13 protein-coding genes are annotated in these 13,311 nt (G+C 74.7%); 9 read left to right on the top strand and 4 right to left on the bottom strand.

Annotated features, from left to right (window positions below; all coding sequences use genetic code 11):
* The coding region (locus FVS66_RS02305; protein ID WP_262386762.1) for a polymorphic toxin type 17 domain-containing protein at nucleotides 1-2,294 on the top strand (2,294 nt) is incomplete at its 5' end.
* Nucleotides 2,294-2,728 (top strand): hypothetical protein, encoded by a 435-nt coding sequence (locus FVS66_RS02300; RefSeq protein WP_149179257.1) that lies wholly within the window; start codon nucleotides 2,294-2,296, stop codon nucleotides 2,726-2,728. The genes FVS66_RS02305 and FVS66_RS02300, both read left to right, overlap by 1 nt.
* A 79-nt stretch (nucleotides 2,729-2,807) precedes the next feature.
* Here FVS66_RS02300 and FVS66_RS02295 read toward each other — a convergent pair whose 3' ends face one another.
* Both FVS66_RS02295 and FVS66_RS02290 read right to left on the bottom strand, forming a co-directional pair.
* Nucleotides 2,808-3,974 (bottom strand): HAMP domain-containing sensor histidine kinase, encoded by a 1,167-nt coding sequence (locus FVS66_RS02295; RefSeq protein ID WP_149179256.1) that lies wholly within the window; start codon nucleotides 3,972-3,974, stop codon nucleotides 2,808-2,810.
* Nucleotides 3,967-4,743, bottom strand: a complete 777-nt coding sequence (locus FVS66_RS02290) for a response regulator transcription factor (RefSeq protein WP_149179255.1) — start codon at nucleotides 4,741-4,743, stop codon at nucleotides 3,967-3,969. Before FVS66_RS02290 ends, FVS66_RS02295 begins: the two co-directional genes overlap by 8 nt.
* Before the next feature lie 125 nt (nucleotides 4,744-4,868).
* On the opposite strand from FVS66_RS02290, the gene FVS66_RS02285 reads away from it, so the two are divergent.
* The 3 genes from FVS66_RS02285 to FVS66_RS02275 are packed head-to-tail and all read left to right on the top strand — an operon-like array spanning nucleotide 4,869 to nucleotide 6,840.
* Complete coding sequence (locus FVS66_RS02285; RefSeq protein WP_262386761.1) at nucleotides 4,869-5,552, top strand: glycosyltransferase family 2 protein; 684 nt, start codon at nucleotides 4,869-4,871, stop codon at nucleotides 5,550-5,552.
* Nucleotides 5,549-6,190 (top strand): DUF2064 domain-containing protein, encoded by a 642-nt coding sequence (locus FVS66_RS02280; protein ID WP_149179253.1) that lies wholly within the window; start codon nucleotides 5,549-5,551, stop codon nucleotides 6,188-6,190. The genes FVS66_RS02285 and FVS66_RS02280 overlap by 4 nt, the downstream gene beginning before the upstream one ends.
* Nucleotides 6,187-6,840, top strand: a complete 654-nt coding sequence (locus FVS66_RS02275) for a methyltransferase domain-containing protein (RefSeq protein ID WP_149179252.1) — start codon at nucleotides 6,187-6,189, stop codon at nucleotides 6,838-6,840. Before FVS66_RS02280 ends, FVS66_RS02275 begins: the two co-directional genes overlap by 4 nt.
* A 29-nt stretch (nucleotides 6,841-6,869) precedes the next feature.
* On the opposite strand, the gene FVS66_RS02270 is transcribed toward FVS66_RS02275, so the two are convergent.
* Together FVS66_RS02270 and FVS66_RS02265 are read right to left on the bottom strand one after the other, a co-directional pair.
* The gene (locus FVS66_RS02270) at nucleotides 6,870-7,268 is read right to left on the bottom strand and encodes a hypothetical protein (RefSeq protein WP_262386760.1); all 399 of its coding nucleotides are present in this window, start codon (nucleotides 7,266-7,268) and stop codon (nucleotides 6,870-6,872) included.
* Entirely contained in the window at nucleotides 7,265-8,476 is a 1,212-nt protein-coding gene (locus tag FVS66_RS02265; protein WP_149179251.1) for a molybdopterin-dependent oxidoreductase, read from the bottom strand. Before FVS66_RS02265 ends, FVS66_RS02270 begins: the two co-directional genes overlap by 4 nt.
* An 89-nt stretch (nucleotides 8,477-8,565) precedes the next feature.
* Here FVS66_RS02265 and FVS66_RS02260 point away from each other — a divergent pair, with 89 nt between their 5' ends.
* Genes FVS66_RS02260 through FVS66_RS02245 form a run of 4 tightly spaced genes read left to right on the top strand, consistent with a single transcriptional unit; the run spans nucleotide 8,566 to nucleotide 13,266 of the window.
* Nucleotides 8,566-10,233 (top strand): glycosyltransferase family 87 protein, encoded by a 1,668-nt coding sequence (locus FVS66_RS02260; protein ID WP_399224697.1) that lies wholly within the window; start codon nucleotides 8,566-8,568, stop codon nucleotides 10,231-10,233.
* Between the two features lie 25 nt (nucleotides 10,234-10,258).
* A complete protein-coding gene (locus FVS66_RS02255) occupies nucleotides 10,259-10,885 on the top strand; it encodes a redoxin domain-containing protein (RefSeq protein WP_262386759.1) in 627 nt (208 codons plus the stop codon).
* 39 nt (nucleotides 10,886-10,924) lie between these two features.
* Nucleotides 10,925-11,833 carry a cytochrome c biogenesis protein CcdA gene (locus FVS66_RS02250; RefSeq protein WP_262386758.1) on the top strand — a complete coding sequence of 303 codons (909 nt, stop codon included), beginning with the start codon at nucleotides 10,925-10,927 and terminating at the stop codon, nucleotides 11,831-11,833.
* A 56-nt stretch (nucleotides 11,834-11,889) separates the two neighbouring features.
* Nucleotides 11,890-13,266 carry an NAD(P)/FAD-dependent oxidoreductase gene (locus FVS66_RS02245; RefSeq protein WP_149179250.1) on the top strand — a complete coding sequence of 459 codons (1,377 nt, stop codon included), beginning with the start codon at nucleotides 11,890-11,892 and terminating at the stop codon, nucleotides 13,264-13,266.
* Nucleotides 13,267-13,311: the final 45 nt, after the last annotated feature.

The following is a 13,311-nucleotide window of genomic DNA, read 5'->3' as shown; positions in this document are numbered from 1 at the left end:
CGGGCCGGCACTCGCAGGTCGCCGACGCCCAGGCCGCCCGTGCCGCCGCCGCCGCGGCCGAGGCCCGAAACGCCGCGGCCATCGCCAACCGCGCCGCCAACACCGCGGAGTCCCTCGCCAACCGCGCCGCCACCGCGGCACAGCAGGCGCACGCCGCCGCCAACAGCGCTGCCCTGCACGCCGAGAACGCCGCCAAGGCGGCCGACGCCGCCGCCGACGCCGCCGGACAGTCCGCCGACTGGGCCACGAAGGCCACCGCGCACGCCAACGCGGCGCTCGAGGCGTCCAAGGCGGCCACCACGGCCGCCCTCCAGGCGCACACCACCGAGCAGCTCGCCCGCGAGGCCGAGACGGCCGAGCTGGACGCGGACAAGAGCCGCGCGGTCCAGGTCGCCACGGAGATGAAGCAGAAGTACGAGGCCCAGCAGAAGGCCCTCGCCTGGGACGAGGCCGAAGCCGCCCGCCGGACCGCCGAGACCGTCACGCTCCTGCAGGAAGCCACGGCCGACGGCACCGACACCGCGACCGCCCTCGCCAAGGGCCGCAAGGCGGCCCTGAACCTGGTGTCCGCCGACAGCGCCGGCCCGTGGACGAAGAAGGCGGCCGAGGACGCCCTGTCCGGCACCGACGAGGACGTCCTGGAATGGCTGCGCTCCGGCAGGGCGACGGCCGAGGAGCAGGACGACCGCGCCCGGGTCACGCACCTCGCGCAGACCGGCTCCGCGGAGATGAAGGCGGCCGCCGAAGCCGCCCTGGCCGGCGACCACGCCCAGGTCAAGGCGTTCCTCGACAGCGGCCAGCACGACGTTCTCGCCGACGAGTACCGGATCCGCACGCTGGCGATCATGGAGGCGGGCGGCCCCGCCGTGAACCGGGAGGGCAGCGCCGCCGTCGACGCCGGCACCACCGAGGCGCTGCGCGACTTCATCAGGACCGGCCAGCACACGGCCCGCGAGGAGGACGACCGCGCGGAGACCCTGCGCGTCATGAACACCGGCGGCGCCCACACCAAGGCCACCGCCGAGGTCGCCATGGCCGGACCGCCCACGCTGCTCCGCGCCTACGTCCAGGTCGCCCAGTACAAGGCGGCGAAGAAGGACTACGACACGGCCATGCACGTCGCCGAGGTGCGCCGGATCGTCGCCAACGCCGCCAAGTCGGCGTACCTGGCCGACAAGCAGGCCGCCGAGGCCGCCAAGGCCGCGGCCGAGGCGCGTGGCGCCGCCGCCGAGGCGGCGGGGTATGCCGAGCAGGCGAAGAACTCGTCCGCCAAGGCGCAGGAGTACGCGACCGCCGCGGCCGAATCCGCCGCGCAGGCCGACGCCTCCGCCACCCGGGCCGCCGAGTCCGCCAGCCAGGCCCGGGCGGCGGCGAACACCGCGAACCAGGCCGCCAACGCGGCCAGCGCCTCGGCGCGCCAGGCCGCCGCGTCGGCGGTCAGCGCCTCGATGTCCGCCGCCTACGCCTACGAGCAGGCCGACGTGGCCGCCGCCGCGGCCATCGCGGCCGGCAAGTCGGCGTCGGCGGCGGCCCTGGAGGCCTTCCAGGCGGTGATCGCGGCCATCGTCAAGATCGCCGAGGAGTCCGAGCAGCACGCCGACACCGAGATCGGTACGGGCGAGCAGGACTACCCCGACACCGGTGAGGAGCTCGTGGGCGAAGGCGGCCTGTCCAACGCGGACGTGGCCCAGCTCGTCCTCGACGTCGCCGGCATCTTCGACCCGACCCCGGTCAGCGACGGCGCCTCGGGCCTGATGAGCCTCTTCCGGGGCGACTTCAGCGGCGCCGGCCTCTCGCTCGCCGCGCTCATCCCGTACGCCGGTGACGCCCTGGCGAAGCCGGCGAAGTTCGCCAAGTACCTTGCGAAGTTCGACAACCTCGCCAAGTACGCCACCGACCTGAAGTGGGCGGAGAACGCGGGCAAGAGCATGCGTCATCTGTCGCCCAACCAGTGGCACGACGCGCTCACCCTGATGAACAAGCTCGCGGGCGACGCGGGCAAGGCGTACAAGAACAAGAAGTACCTGGCCACGGCCAAGAAGTTCGACCTGCCCACGGACGGCCCGGTGCCCTTCGTCCCGCGCAAGGACTGGAACCCGGGCAAGCCCCAGGTGCGTGGCGGAGGATTCCCGGACAAGTACGGCAACATCTGGACCCGCGCCAAGGACGGCAAGGACGAGTGGGACGTCCAGATCCCGAAGGGCAAGAACTTCGAGAAGTTCGCCGGCAGCAAGAACCAGGGCAAGGACTACTCTCACGCCAACATCTCGAAGGAAGGCTATGTGACCCACTGATGCTGTTCGAACCGACCGACGTCGTCGTCCGGATCGCGCTCAACACCCCGGACACGGACACCGCCGGCGCCGCCATGGCCGCGTGCCTGCCGCTCGTCACCGAGCTGGCGCCGAGATCCGTGGAGTTCGAGGCGGCGGACCCGGCCGGACTGCGCCGGGGCTTCCTCGGCGAGCTCCTCGTCGTGCTGCCGTCCGCCAGGGCGGCGGCGCCGGACCAGGTGCTCCGCGCGACGGTCGAGCCGCTGCTGCGGCGGCTCGGCCTGAGGGCGGAGTGGCTCACCCTGGACGACCCGTCCGGCACGTCCGGCGACGCACACGCCCCGGGTGACGTCTGGGAGCGTGGCGGAACGGAGTGCGGCACCTACTCCCTCTACGCGAGGATCGGCGCCGACCCGTTCGACACGGACGGCGACGCGTACGAGGACGACGAGTAGCAGGCGCCGTACACACACAGGATGCCCGGCCTCCTCGGAGGCCGGGCATCCTGTGTACGGAGGCGGGACCGCCCGACCCTCACACGCCCGCCGCGGCCGCCGCGGCCGCGGTCGACGCCGCCGGGAGCGTGACCTCGAACCGGCACCCGCCCTCCACGTTCCGCACGTGCGCGCGTCCCGCGTGAGCCTCCACGATGCCCCGTACGATCGCGAGACCGAGTCCCGCGCCCGCCCCGGGAGCCTGCCCGGCACCGGCCGGAGGCGTACGGGCCTCGGTGCCCCGCCAGCCCGTGTCGAACACCCGTGGCAGATCGCCCTCGGGGATGCCGCCGCAGCCGTCCGTCACGGACAGCACCACGGTGTCGTCGTCCCGGCGTTCCGCAGCCACCGCGACCGTGCCGTCGGCCGGGGTGTGCCGGATCGCGTTGACCAGCAGGTTCGCCAGGACCCGAGTCATCTCCTTGCCGTCCACCTCCACCGGAACGGCGTCCAGCCGGTCACCTACCAGCCGCACCCCGTGCTCCCGCGCCACCGGGTCCGCGCCCGCGAGCGCGTCGCCCACCAGGTCGTACACCGACACCCGGGACGGGGACAGGGCCAGCGCGCCCGCGTGGATGCGGGACAGCTCGAACAGGTCGCCGACCATCGTGTTGAGCCGGTCCACCTCCGTACGCATCAGCCGGTGGTAGCGGGCCGGGTCCTTGACGACACCGTCCTCCAGCGCCTCCGACATGGCCCGCAGGCCCGCGAGCGGGGTCCGCAGGTCGTGCGAGATCCACGCGACCAGCTCCCGCCGCGACGCCTCCAACGCCCGCTCCCGCTCCCGTGACGCGGCCAGCCGCGCACTGGTCGCGGCCAGCTCCCGGCTCAGCGCCGCCAGCTCGGCGGGGGCCGGACCGGGGGGCGCCGTGAAGGTGCCGCCGTCCCCGAAATCCCGTGCGGCCACGGCCAGTTCGCGGCAGCGGACGACGACCTGGCGGCCCAGCAGCACCGCTGTCACCAGCGACACGACGGAGGCCATCGCCACCACCGTCGTCACCACGCTCAGATCGTGCGACGACAGGAACATCGCCTGACACACCGCGAGCGTCCCCGCCAGCATCGCCGTCACCGTCACGGCCGAGACGACGGTCAGCGACACCGCCACGGAGCGGCGCCGCGACAGCCGCAGCACCAGCCAGCCCAGCAGGCCCGCCGCCACGGCGCCCAGGAACGCGTACAGCGCGATCAGCAGGAAGTCACTCACGGCCGGAACCCTCCTCGTCGGTGCCGGACGCGCCGGACGCGCCGGACGCGGCCCCGGACGCGTCGAACCGGTACCCCGCGCCCCACACCGTCTGGATCAGCCGCGGCCGGGCCGGATCGTCCTCGACCTTCCCACGCAGCCGCCGCACATGGACGGTCACCGTCGACAGATCCCCGAAGTCCCATCCCCACACCTCCCGCATCAGCTGCTCCCGGGCGCACACCTGACCGGGGTGCTGGAGGAAGTAGCTCAGCAGATCGAACTCACGCAGCGTCAACGCCAGCTCCCGTCCCTGCTTGGTGGCGCGCCGGGCCGTCGTGTCGACCTCCAGGCCCGCCGCCCGCAGCGGCGCCACCGCCCCGGGGCGCGGCGCGGCCGCCAGGGCGCTGCGCCGCAGCACCGACTCGACCCGCAGCACCAGCTCACGCGGCGAGAACGGCTTGGTGACGTAGTCGTCCGCGCCGATCTCCAGGCCCAGGATGCGGTCCTCCTCGTCGGCGCGGGCCGTCAGCATGATGACCGGTACGGGGCCCCGCGCCCGCAGCTCCCGGCAGACGGTCAGCCCGTCCATGCCGGGCAGCATCAGGTCCAGCACCACGAGGTCCGGCCACCGCCCGCCCGCCGCCGACAGGGCGCCCGGCCCGTCGGCGGCCAGGTCCACGCCGAAGCCGGCCCGTTCCAGATAGCCGGACACCACCTCGGAGACCGTCGGGTCGTCGTCCACGACCAGGACGTGCTGCCGCTGTTCCGTCGCTCCGCCGTTCTGCATACCGACAAGCGTCGCACCGGAGCGGCCGTACGGTCGCCCCCTGTGAGGGGCGAAGCGGGCGACGTCCGCGTTTCGTAAGGACTCGAAGACCGTTATGTCCGGTCAGGATTCGTACGGTGAAGGTCGTGACCGCATTCACCACTGACATCGTCCTGCCCTGCCTCGACGAGGCGGAGGCCCTGCCCTGGGTGCTCGAGCGCATCCCACCCGGCTGGCGTGCCATCGTCGTCGACAACGGCTCGTCCGACGGGTCCCCCGGCATCGCCCGCTCCCTCGGCGCCACCGTCGTCACCGAGACCCGGCGCGGCTTCGGCGCCGCCTGCCACGCCGGGCTCCTCGCCGCCGACGCCGACATCGTCTGCTTCTGCGACTGCGACGCGTCCCTCGACCCGGGTCTCCTCGTCCCGTTCGCCGACGACGTGGCCACCGGCCGCGCCGACCTCGTCCTCGGCCGCCGCCGCCCGCGGGGCAGGGGAGCCTGGCCCCCGCACGCCCGCGCCGGGAACCTCGCGCTCGCACGGATGCTGCGCCGGCGCACCGGGCTCCGCCTCCACGACCTCGGTCCGATGCGCGCCGCCCGCCGCACGGAGCTGCTCGCCCTCGGCCTCACCGACCGGCGCAGCGGCTACCCCCTCCAGATGGTGGTCCGCGCCGCCGACGCCGGCTGGCGGGTACGGGAGCGGGACGTGCCCTACCTCCCGCGCACCGGCAGATCCAAGGTCACCGGCACCTGGCGCGGCACCTGGCACGCGGTGCGCGACATGCGGAAGGTCCTGGTGGAGGGTCCCCGCGAGGTGACGGCGTCATGAGTACGGTGCTGGTCATCGCAAAAGAGCCCGTACCCGGCAGGGTCAAGACCCGCCTCACCCCGCCCTTCAGCCCGGCCGAGGCCGCCCGGCTCGCCGAGGCGTCCCTCGCCGACACCCTCGACGTCGTCCGCGCCACGCCCGCAGACCGGCACGTTCTCGTACTCGCCGGGGCGCCCGGGCCCTGGCTGCCGCCCGGCTTCCAGGTGATCCCGCAGGGCGCGGGCGGACTCGACGAACGGCTCGCCGCCGCGTTCGCGTGGAGCGCGCGCACGCACCCGGGACCGGCGCTGGTGGTGGGCATGGACACCCCGCAGGTCACGCCCCGGCTGCTCGCCACCGCCCTGGACTTCCGGGACGGCGCCGGCGCGCTTTTCGGCCCCGCCTCGGACGGCGGCTTCTGGGCGCTGGGTCTGGCAGCGCCCGACGCGGAGCTGCTGCGCGGCGTCCCGATGTCGGTGCCCGGCACGGGGCGCGCCCAGCGGCGCAGGCTCACCGACGCCGGGCTCACCGTCCGGGACCTGCCCGTCCTGCGGGACGTCGACACCGCCGCCGACGCCCTGGCTGTGGCCGCCGAGGCCCCGGACGGCCGGTTCGCGGCGCTGCACGCCGACCTGACGGTGCGGGGAGGTGTCGCATGACGGCGATCGCCTGGCGGGCCGACCCGTACACCGACGCGCTGCGCACCGGGCGCGGCCCGCTGTACCTGCGGCGCGGCGACGGGTGGCTGCTGCCCCTGGACGTCGAGCGCTGGTGCGCCGCGCCCGACGACGCCGACGCGACCGTGCTGGCGCGGTGCCGGGGGCCGGTCCTGGACGTCGGCTGCGGGCCCGGCCGCCTGGTGGCCGCGCTCGCCGCGCGGGGCGGGCCGGCGCTGGGCATCGACGTCAGCCGGGCCGCGGTGGAACGTACGGTACGGGCCGGGGGCACGGCGCTGTGCCGCTCCGTGTTCGACCCGCTGCCCAAGGAGGGGCGGTGGGGCACCGTCCTCCTCATCGACGGCAACATCGGCATCGGCGGCGACCCGGTGGCCCTCCTCGCCCGCGTGGCCGAACTTCTCGCGCCCGACGGCACCCTCATAGCCGAGACGGCCGCCCAGGACGTGGACGAACGCGCGGAGGTCCACGTCGAGGACGCCCACGGCACCCGCGGCTCCACCTTCTCCTGGGCCCGCGTCGGCACGAGTGCCCTGTCCCGGTACGCCCGCCGCGCGGGCTGGACCCCGGTGGACCACTGGCGCGCCGGCGACCGGACGTTCGTCCAGCTGCGCCGCCTTGCGGCTCGCCCCTGAGGCAAGGGCCCCGCACAGGACAAGGGGGCTCAGCGGTGGCGGTTCTGCCAGAGGCGGTGGGCGTGTCGCGCCGCGGCCAACGCTGTGGCGAGCAGGGCCACCAGCGCCATCAGCAGCAGCCAGTTCCGCTCGTACGGCAGCGGCAGCACCGACCTGTTGGCGCGGGGGCGGTACGGGGCCAGGAGGACCGGGAGGGCGATCAGCGTCAGACCGCCCGCCACCACCAGCGCGCCCCGCACCAACCCCCGCGCCGGCACGGCACCCAGCAGCAGCCCCACGCCCAGCACCAGCGGTGCCACCACCGCGTCGTGCAGCAGCACCGCCCCCACCAGCCAGACGGCGACTTCCGCCGCGCTGCCCGTTCTCCACACCAGGGACGCGCCGTACGCCATCAGGCCGACGCCCAGCGCACCCATCGCGTACCTCACAGCGTCACCTCCATCCGCGTGACCCACTTCGTCTGCCACACGCCCGGCCGGTTCGGGGCGATGACGCGGGCCGGGAAGCCGTGGTCGGGCGACAGCACCTCACCGTTCAGCCGCAGCGCCAGCAGCGTCAGCGGGTCATGGGCGTACGTACGGCCCATGTCCATCACCTTGTACGCGCCCCGTCGCTCCAGCGACACGAAACGCAGCCCAGCCCCGGGCGGCGCGCCGGCCAGCTCCAGCAGGTCCATGATCCTCACCCCGCCCCAGTGGGCGTTCCGGCTCCAGCCCTCCACGCAGGCGATGGGCAGCTCCACCTCGTGCTGGGGGAGGGCCCTCAGGTCGTCCAGCGTCAGTTCGTAGGGGCGCGGGCCCACCACGGTGAGCCGCCAGTCGCGCGCCGACACGGACGTCGTGCCCGCCGCGGCGGCCGTCCGGTTGACCGGCAGGCCCTGTTGGCCGTGGTCGGGGTGGCGCGGCGCGAGCAGGTCGAGCTTCTTCAGGGGCGTGAACGACTGCCCGACGGTCGTCACCGTCACCGCGCCCACCGCCAGCGTGACGCCCGTGAGCAGCGACCGCCGGTCGGGCCCGTCCTGGGCGGGCAGTTCCAGCGTCCCGGGCGAGCGACGGCTCCAGTGGTCCCGGATGTCCGGCCATTTGACGGCCACATGGAGCAGCAGCGCCCCGGCCACCACCCACGCCGTCGCGTAGTGCACGGGCACGAAGCTGAACGGCCACGGGTACCACTGCACCGTGTTGAGCAGCCCCGTGAACAGCTGGAACACCGCCGCGGCCACCAGCACTCCGATCGACAGCCGCTCCAGCAGATGCCGCACCGACCGCACCACGGGCCGCACGAACAGCCGCGGGTACACCGTCCACAGCTTCGCGAAGAGGAGCGGGATCGCCGCGATTCCGCTCGCCACGTGCAGGCCCTGCGTGACCCGGTACCCCCACGCCGGCCGGCTCGGCAGCAGCGGGGCGAGCCAGTCCGGCGGGCGTTGCAGATAGTGGCTGATCAGCCCGGTGACGAAGCAGACCGCGAAGGCGAGACCGAGCCATCTGCCGATCGACGTCGCCGTCCTCGGGTCGTGCAGCCGCCCGGAGAAGACCGGGAACGCGGGCAGCTCGAAGAGCCTGGAGCGCTTGAGGCGCTGAATGCGGTCACGGAGCTCGGGGCGCTTGGGGCGCGGGAGGCGGGGCGTTCTCATGCGTTCCATCACACCGCCGGAACGGGCCGAAACGGCGTACTGACTCCTTACGAAACGCGGACATCACCGCACGGCGGCACTCTCCCGCGGTGATCGCTGCGAAGCTGGGCACCGTGACCGATGCGACAGCCGGGAGAACCGGGCCCCAGGTGACCGACCCGTCCGAGGCGACCTGCTCGACCGACGTGGCCGACGTGGCCCACTCGGTCGACACGGCCGAGGTGACCCACTCGGTCGACACGGCCGACGTGACCGACCCGGCCGTCCCGGCCGTATCCACCGTCCCGGCCGTATCCACCGTCCCGGCCGCATCCACCGCCCGGGCGCCCGGCCGCCCGCGCGGCGCGCGCCGCACCGTCCTCGCCGCCGTACTGCTCGCCGCGCTCACCGCCGCCCTCGTGCTGACCGTCCGTCACACCGGTTTCCACACCGACCCGGCCGCCCTGTCCTGGTGGTACGCCGCCTGCTGGGCGCTCTTCGCGGCCGCCGCCTGGGCGCTGCGCGGCGCCCCGGTGCGGCACGTCGTGGTGCTCGTCCTGGCCGGCTCCGCCGCCGTCGCGGCGACCGGACTGGTGGCCGCGCCGCGCACCAGCACGGACTCGTTCCGGTACGCCTGGGACGGCCGCGTCCAGGCGGCGGGCGTCCCGCCGTACGACCACGCGCCCGCCGACGCCGAGCTGGCCCGACTGCGCGACACCTGGCTCTTCCCGACCGGCGACGCCTGCCGGGGCCGTGACCTCGCCTGGCTCCCTCCCGCGAGCGACGGCACCGCCCGGTGCACCCGCATCAACCGCCCCACCGTCCACACCATCTACCCGCCCGTCGCCGAGGCGTACTTCTACAACGTCCACCTCCTGTCCCCCGACGACGCCCGCCACAAGCCGCTCCAGATCGGCGGCGCGGCCCTCTCCGTCGCCGTCACCGGAACCGTTCTGCTCATCCTGCGCCGCCGCCGGGGCGACCCCGCGACCGCCGCCTACTGGGCCTGGTGCCCGGCCGTGCCGATCGAGGCGGTGAACAACGCCCACGCAGACGTTCTCGGCGTGCTGTTCGCCGTCGCCGGGCTCGGTCTCGTCGCGGCCCGGCACCGGCTGTCCGGCGGCGCCCTCATCGGCGCGGCCGTCGCCACCAAACTGATGCCCGCCGTCGTCCTGCCCGGCGCACTGTCCGGCGTACGGCGCGTGCGTGACGCGGCGGCCGTGCTCGTGCCCGCCGCCGCTGTCACCGCGCTCACCTACCTCCCGTACGCCCTGGTCTCCCGCGACTCCGTCTTCGGCTACCTCGGCGGCTACGTCGACGAGGAGGGCTACGGCGACGCGGCCGCCCGCGACCGGTACGCGCTGCTGCGGCTGGTCCTGCCCGACGCCTGGGCGGTGCCCGCGCTCGTCGCCGTCATGGCCGCCGTCTGCGGGTACGTGCTGTGGCGAGGCGACCGGGAACGTCCCTGGAGCGGCGCCCTCCTCGTCACCGGCACGGCCTTCCTGCTCCTGACGCCCGGCTACTCCTGGTACGCCCTCCTCCTCGTCGCCCTGGTCGCGCTGGACGGCCGCTGGGAGTGGCTCCCGGTCGCCGTCGCGGGCGCCGCCCGGTACGTCACCGCCCGGGCCTTCGACGACCGCGAGGCCGTGGGCACGACCGTGTACGCCGTCGCCGCGGCCGTGGTGCTGGTGGCCTGGGCGGTGCGACGGCGCCGCGCGGCGTCACGGATTCGTAAGACGTCCATGGGGTCCGCCGCCGCGTCCGGCGTCCTACGGTGAGTCCACCCACCCGACGGAGGAGTCCATGATGCGTGCCCGACGTTCCGCCCCCCGCGCTCTCGCCGCCACCGTGTCGCTGCTGGCGGCGGTGGCCCTGACCGGCTGCGGCGGCGGCACCGGAGACGCCGAGGCACCGACCACGACCCCGTCGGGCGGGGCCCCGGCGAGTGCCTCCGCACCGGCGGACACCGCCTCCTCCGGCAGCCCCTCCGGCACCCCGGACACCGGGGCCCCCGCCGTCCCCGAGACGCTCCGTTTCACCGGCACCACGCTCGACGGCAAGTCCTTCGACGGCGCGACGCTCGCGGGCCGGCCCACCGTGCTGTGGTTCTGGGCGCCCTGGTGTCCGACCTGCAAGGCCCAGTCCGCCGAGACAGCGAGGGTCGCCGCCGAGTACGCGGGCCGCGCCGACGTGGTCGGTGTCGCCGGGCTCGACAAGCGGGCCGCGATGGAGAAGTTCGCCGCCGACAACAAGGTCGACGGCTTCCCGCAGCTCTCCGACGAGTCCGGCGACATCTGGAAGAAGTTCGAGATCACCCAGCAGAGCACCTATGTCGTCCTCGACAAGGACGGCGAGGCGGTCTTCACCGGCGTGCTCAAGGGCGGCAAGGGCCTGGCGGACAAGCTCGGCGACCTCGTCGGCCGACCCTGAGGACCTGAGGACCTGAGGACCTGACGACCTGACGACCTGATGATGACCGACCTGCCGCTCGCCCTCGCCCTCACCGCCGGCGTGCTCGCCGCGGTCAACCCCTGCGGCTTCGCGCTGCTCCCCGCGTACCTGTCGCTCCTCGTCCTCGGCGACGACACGCCGACCCGTACGGCCGCGGTCGGCCGCGCCCTGCTCGCCACAGCCGCGATGACGACCGGTTTCACCGCGGTGTTCGCGCTGTTCGGGCTCGCCGTGGCGCCCGTCGCGGGCCAGGTGCAGGAACACCTCCCGTGGTTCACGGTCGTCTTCGGGCTGGCCCTCGCGGGCGTCGGCGTCTGGCTCCTCGCGGGCCGTGCCCTGCCCGCCCTGCTGCCGAAGCTGCGCCGCGCCCCGAAGGTGAGCCGCTCCCTGCCTTCGATGGCACTGTTCGGCGCGGCCTACGCGGTCGCGTCGCTCGGCTGCACGATCGCGCCGTTCCTGGCGATCGTGGTCTCCGCGTTCCGCAGCGGTACGCCCCTGGAGGGCGCCCTGCTGTTCGCGGCGTACGCGGCGGGCATGGGCGCCGTCGTCGGCGCCGCCGCCCTGACCGTGGCGGTCACCCGCACCGCCCGCGTCGGCGCCCTGCGCGGCCTGGGCGCGGTCGCCTCCCGGCTCGGGGGCGCCCTGCTGCTCCTGGCGGGGGCGTACGTGGCGTACTACGGCTGGTACGAGATCCGTGTCCTGCGCGGTACCGGCGGACCGGTCGCCGACCCGGTGATCGACGCGGCCGGCGCCGTACAGACCTGGCTGGCCGACACGCTGAACGGCATCGGCGGCCCCACGGTCGCGGTGGCCGCCGCCCTCCTCGCCGCCGCCGTCGCCGGGGCGGCCGCACTCCGCCGCCTCCGCGCGCGGGCCGCTGCCGCCGACCCCGAGCGCGCCGACGGTCCCGGCACGCCGTACGCGTAACGCTCGCCGAAAGGGGAACCCGCCCGGGGCTCGGCCGACGACCGAGGAGGTCACCCATGGCAGGCCCGAAGCAGCACACCGACGCCGTCGACGCCGTCGTGATCGGCATGGGTGTGGGAGGCGAGCACATCGCGGGGCGCCTGGCCGAGGCCGGTCTGGACGTCGTCGGTGTCGAGGCCGAGCTGGTGGGCGGCGAGTGCCCGTACTGGGCCTGCATCCCGAGCAAGATGATGATCCGCGCGGGCAACCTGCTGGCCGAGGCGCGGCGGGTGCCGGGCATGTCGGGGCGTACGGAGGTCACGGCGGACTTCGGACCCGTCGCGGCCCGCATCCGTGACGAGGCGACCGACGACTGGGACGACAAGGTGGCCGTGGACCGGTTCACCGGCAAGGGCGGCCGGTTCGTACGCGGCCGCGCCCGGCTCACCGGGCCCGGGCAGGTCGACGTGGACGGACAGGCGTTCACCGCACGACGCGGGGTGGTCCTCGCGACCGGCAGCCGCCCGTGGATCCCGCCCGTCCCGGGTCTGGACCGGGTGCCGTACTGGACGAACCGCGACGCCGTCTCCGCCAAGGAGGCCCCGGAGTCCCTGCTGATCCTCGGGGGCGGCGCGATCGGCGCCGAGCTGGCGCAGGCGTTCGCCCGGTTCGGCACGGGCGTGACCGTCGTCGAGGCGGCGGACCGCATGCTGCCCTCGGAGGAGCCGGAGACGGGCGCGCTCGTCGCCGACGTGTTCGGCGCGGAGGGCATCACGGTACGGACCGGGGCCCGGGCGACCGGTGTCCGGCACGAGGCCGGGACGTTCCGGCTCAGCCTGGAGGACGGCGCGGAACTGACGGGCCGGCGCCTCCTCGTGGCCACCGGCCGCCGCGCCGTACTGACCGGTCTGGGTGTCGAGCATGTGGGCCTGGACCCGGACGCGAGGGCCCTGGAGGTCGACGGGCGGATGCGCGCCATGGACGGGGTGTGGGGCGTCGGCGACGTGACCGGGCGCGGCGCGTTCACGCATGTCGCGATGTACCAGGGGGAGCTCGCCGCCCGCGACATCCTCGGCAGCCCCGCCCCGGACGCCGACTACCGGGCGCTGCCGCGTGTCACGTTCACCGACCCGGAGGTCGGCTCGGTCGGCCTCACCGAGCACGCCGCGCGCGAGAGCGGTATCGCGGTACGCACGGGCCTCGCCCGCGTCCCGTCCTCGACCCGCGGCTGGATCCACAAGGCGGGCAACGACGGCCTGGTCAAGCTCGTCGTGGACGCGGGCCGCGGCGTCCTGGTCGGCGCCACGTCCGCGGGCCCCATGGGCGGCGAGGTCCTCTACGGCCTCGCGGTGGCCGTCCACGCCGACGTCCCCGTCGACCGTCTGCGCCACATGATCTACGCGTACCCCACCTTCCACCGTGCCGTCGAGGACGCCCTGCGCGACCTCGGCTGAACACCGCGCCGGGCACGCCCCGTTGACACCCGCGTCCGAGATCCC

Origin of the sequence: Streptomyces sp. TRM49041, from assembly GCF_008271805.1 — a bacterium.
Classification (GTDB): Bacteria; Actinomycetota; Actinomycetes; order Streptomycetales; family Streptomycetaceae; genus Streptomyces.
This window is presented reverse-complemented; position numbering and strand designations above follow the sequence as displayed.

Excerpts from the sequence above, each read along its gene's own strand:
- FVS66_RS02300 (WP_149179257.1), top strand. The coding sequence starts at position 2,294 with ATGCTGTTCGAACCGACCGACGTCGTCGTCCGGATCGCGCTCAACACC.
- FVS66_RS02290 (WP_149179255.1), bottom strand. The coding sequence starts at position 4,743 with ATGCAGAACGGCGGAGCGACGGAACAGCGGCAGCACGTCCTGGTCGTG.
- FVS66_RS02280 (WP_149179253.1), top strand. The coding sequence starts at position 5,549 with ATGAGTACGGTGCTGGTCATCGCAAAAGAGCCCGTACCCGGCAGGGTC.
- FVS66_RS02275 (WP_149179252.1), top strand. The coding sequence starts at position 6,187 with ATGACGGCGATCGCCTGGCGGGCCGACCCGTACACCGACGCGCTGCGC.
- FVS66_RS02265 (WP_149179251.1), bottom strand. The coding sequence starts at position 8,476 with ATGAGAACGCCCCGCCTCCCGCGCCCCAAGCGCCCCGAGCTCCGTGAC.
- FVS66_RS02255 (WP_262386759.1), top strand. The coding sequence starts at position 10,259 with ATGATGCGTGCCCGACGTTCCGCCCCCCGCGCTCTCGCCGCCACCGTG.
- FVS66_RS02250 (WP_262386758.1), top strand. The coding sequence starts at position 10,925 with ATGATGACCGACCTGCCGCTCGCCCTCGCCCTCACCGCCGGCGTGCTC.
- FVS66_RS02245 (WP_149179250.1), top strand. The coding sequence starts at position 11,890 with ATGGCAGGCCCGAAGCAGCACACCGACGCCGTCGACGCCGTCGTGATC.